Origin of the sequence: Streptomyces sp. FH025 (assembly GCF_017427025.1) — a bacterium.
Taxonomy (GTDB): domain Bacteria; phylum Actinomycetota; class Actinomycetes; order Streptomycetales; family Streptomycetaceae; genus Kitasatospora.
Genome location: NZ_JAFLNG010000835.1, coordinates 1 through 2,950, shown reverse-complemented (window position 1 = coordinate 2,950; position 2,950 = coordinate 1). Strand labels below are relative to the sequence as shown.

The 2,950-nt window shown below is 76.8% G+C and carries 3 protein-coding genes; all 3 read left to right on the top strand.

Going from position 1 to position 2,950, the window contains the following annotated elements:
* Positions 1 to 704, top strand: a 704-nt coding sequence (locus tag J0670_RS34545) for an MFS transporter (protein ID WP_207816365.1), incomplete at its 5' end; no start/stop codon positions are given.
* Positions 701 to 1,090: a nuclear transport factor 2 family protein gene (locus tag J0670_RS34540; RefSeq protein WP_207816363.1), complete on the top strand. Its 390-nt coding sequence runs from the start codon at positions 701 to 703 to the stop codon at positions 1,088 to 1,090. The genes J0670_RS34545 and J0670_RS34540, both read left to right, overlap by 4 nt.
* Before the next feature lie 760 nt (positions 1,091 to 1,850).
* Positions 1,851 to 2,444 carry a hypothetical protein gene (locus J0670_RS34535; protein WP_243437946.1) on the top strand — a complete coding sequence of 198 codons (594 nt, stop codon included), beginning with the start codon at positions 1,851 to 1,853 and terminating at the stop codon, positions 2,442 to 2,444.
* Positions 2,445 to 2,950 lie beyond the last annotated feature (506 nt).

The window sequence follows — 2,950 nt, the reverse complement described above, 5'->3', positions numbered from 1 at the left end:
GCGCCCTGCGCCGCTCCGCCCTCTACCAGGCCACCCTCTTCGGCGGCTTCAGCGCCGCCTGGAGCGCGCTGGCCCTGCTGCTCACCGGCCCCCGCTACCACCTCGGCGCCCAGGCCGTCGGCGCCCTGGCCCTCATCGGCGCCGCCAGCATGCTCTGCGCCCCCGCCGCCGGAGGCCGCGTCGACCGCCACGGCCCCGACCGGGTCAACCGCTGGTGCGCCACCGCCACCCTCGCCTGCGCCGCCCTGCTCACCGCCGGCACCGCCGGCGGCCCGCTCGGACTCGCGGCCCTGGCCGCCGGCCTGCTGCTGCTCGACGTCGCCCTCCAGTGCGGCCAGATCGCCAACCAGGCCCGCATCCTCGCGCTGCGGCCCGAGGCCCGATCCCGCCTGAACACCGCCTACATGACCTGCGCCTTCCTCGGCGGCAGCGCCGGCTCCTGGCTCGGGGTGCGGGCCTACGACCGGTGGGGGTGGCCGGGGGTGTGCGCCCTGCTCGCCCTGGCCGCCGCCGCCGCGCTCACCACCGGAGCGGCCGCACCCCGCACCACCGAAGCCCGCGCCGCCACGCCCCGCACCACCGAAGCCGCGGTCACCGAGCCCGGCGTCACCGAGCCCGGCGTCACCGAGCGCGGTGTCACCGAGCGCGGTGTCACCGAAGCCCGCACCACCCAGCCCGTAGGGACCGAAAGGAATCCGTCGTGACCTTCCCCGCCATGCCCCCCGCCGTCCTGCAGTTCTTCCACGCCTCCCAGCGGGGCGACGCCGAGGCCTGGGCCGCGGCCTTCGCCGAGAACGGCGTCTTCCACGACCCGGTCGACACCCCGCCCCTGGCCGGACGCCCCGCGATCCGCGACTTCATCGCCTCCGTCCTGCCCCGGTTCCGCCCTTTCCTCGGCCTGACCCCCCTCGAGGCGCACACCGTCGGCGACAAGGTCGCCGTCTCCTGGCGCGGCGCCGCCGTCACCTTGGACGGGCGCCCGGTCAACTGGTCCGGCATCAACGTCTACGAACTCGACGGCGACGGCCTGATCCGCGAGGCGAAGGCCTACTTCAACCACGCCGTGTTCGCCGCCCAGCTCACGGGGTGAAGAACATGACGAACCGTCAACTCACCTGAGACGAAACGGCGGATCGCCGCCTGCCGCCCTCACGGCGGTGCGCCTCCCCCCTTCCCGCAACCCCGGCCCGGGCCCTCCGGCCCGGGCACCGGGTGAAGAGGAGAGGAGACCGGCGCGGAAGGCGACGGGCCGGTCCGGGCACGGACGCCGGAGAGGACCGGGCGGTGGCTGCGGCGCAATGCCGGGGCCACCGCCGCTCCGGCGGCGGTGGTCGGGACGGTGGTCGGGACGGTGAGCGCGGCGGTGAAGCAGGGCGGGGACCCCCGCTGATCCACCGGGCGGGGCCCGAAAGAGGGGGCCACTGGCTCAGCGGCACGCATCCCCCCGCCCCGCACGAAGGCCCCCGGCCGGGGAAAGCGGCCGGGGGCCCTCGCGTTCAGCATCCCGCGCGGCGCGGCGCCCGTGGCGAGGATCCGATGACGGCGAACCGCACGAGCGGGCCGGGAGGAAGCGGCGGGCCGGGAGGAGGCGGGCCGGAGGACGGGGCCGGGGCCGCCTACGGCACGATCGGGAAGAAGGCGGCCCCGGCCCCGGTCCGGATGTCCGTACGGGCGGGGCATCGACCGCGGGGTTGCCCGTACGGCTGCGGTCGCCCCCCATTGGACGACTTCAACAGCACTTGAAGTCAAGCCCCCGCCCGGAAGACGGGCACCGCGGCCCGGTAGCCTCGCTCCCGGCGGGGGCCGGCAGGCGAGTCGCACAGACGAACAGCGGACAGGGGCGCGGGCGGATGACGGAGCAGCAGCACGGCTACTGGCGGGTGTCGGACGGCTCGGCGGTCAGCGCCGGCCAGGCCCAGATCGTGTGGACCAGAGCGGCCTACCCCGCCCTGACGGACGTGGCGCGCCGCTACCACGCGGTGATCACCTACGGGGAACTGGCCGAACAGGTCCAGCAGGCCTCCGGGGTGCGCACCCGCATCGACCAGCGGCACTGGATCGGCAAGGTGCTGGCCCTGGTGGTGCGTGAGGCCCACCGCAGGGGCGACCCGCCGCTGACGGCCCTGGTGGTGCACGCCGCCGACGGCAAGGTCGGCGCCGGCTACCAGGACGTGCTGGCGGTGGCCGGGCAGCCGCCGCTGGCCGACGAGATGGACCGCGAGCAGCACGCGGCCGCCGCCCGCCTGGCCTGCTACCGGCACTTCGGCGCCGATCTGCCCGCCGACGGCGGCATCCCGGCCCTGGCCCCGCGCCTGCGCGCCTCGGTGGCCCGCAAGGCGGCGGCCGCCACCGTGGCGCGCCCGCCGGCGATCTGTCCCACCTGCTTCCTCGAACTGCCGGCGACCCGGGTGTGCGACTCCTGCGGGGAGACGATCGCCCCCTGACCCGGCAGGCTCGGCGGCTCCGGCGGACCCGGGTGGGTCGGCGAGCCCGGGGGAGAGCATCACGCCGGCGCGCCGTCACCCCACGGTGGCGGGCGGGCGGGCGGCCCTGGCGGACCCGGCGCCCCGGCGGGCCCGGCGACCCGGGGGAGGGCGTTGCACCGTCGTACCGTCACGTCATGGTGGCGGACGGGCGGCCGGGCATTCGCGGGCCCTTGGCGACCTGGGTGTGCGGCTCCTGCGGGGAGATGATCGCCCCCTGATCCGGCAGGCTCGGCAAACCCGGTGACCCTGGCGGCCCTGGCGGACCCGGCGCCCCGGCGGACCCCAGCGACCCGGGGCCCGGCGGGCCCGGGGGAGGGCGTTGCACCGTCGTACCGTCACGTCATGGTGGCGGGCAGGCGGCTGGGCATTCGCGGGCCCTTGGCGACCTGGGTGTGCGGCTCCTGCGGGGAGATGATCGCCTCCTGATCCGGCAGGCCCGGCGGCTCTGGCGGACCCGGGTGGGT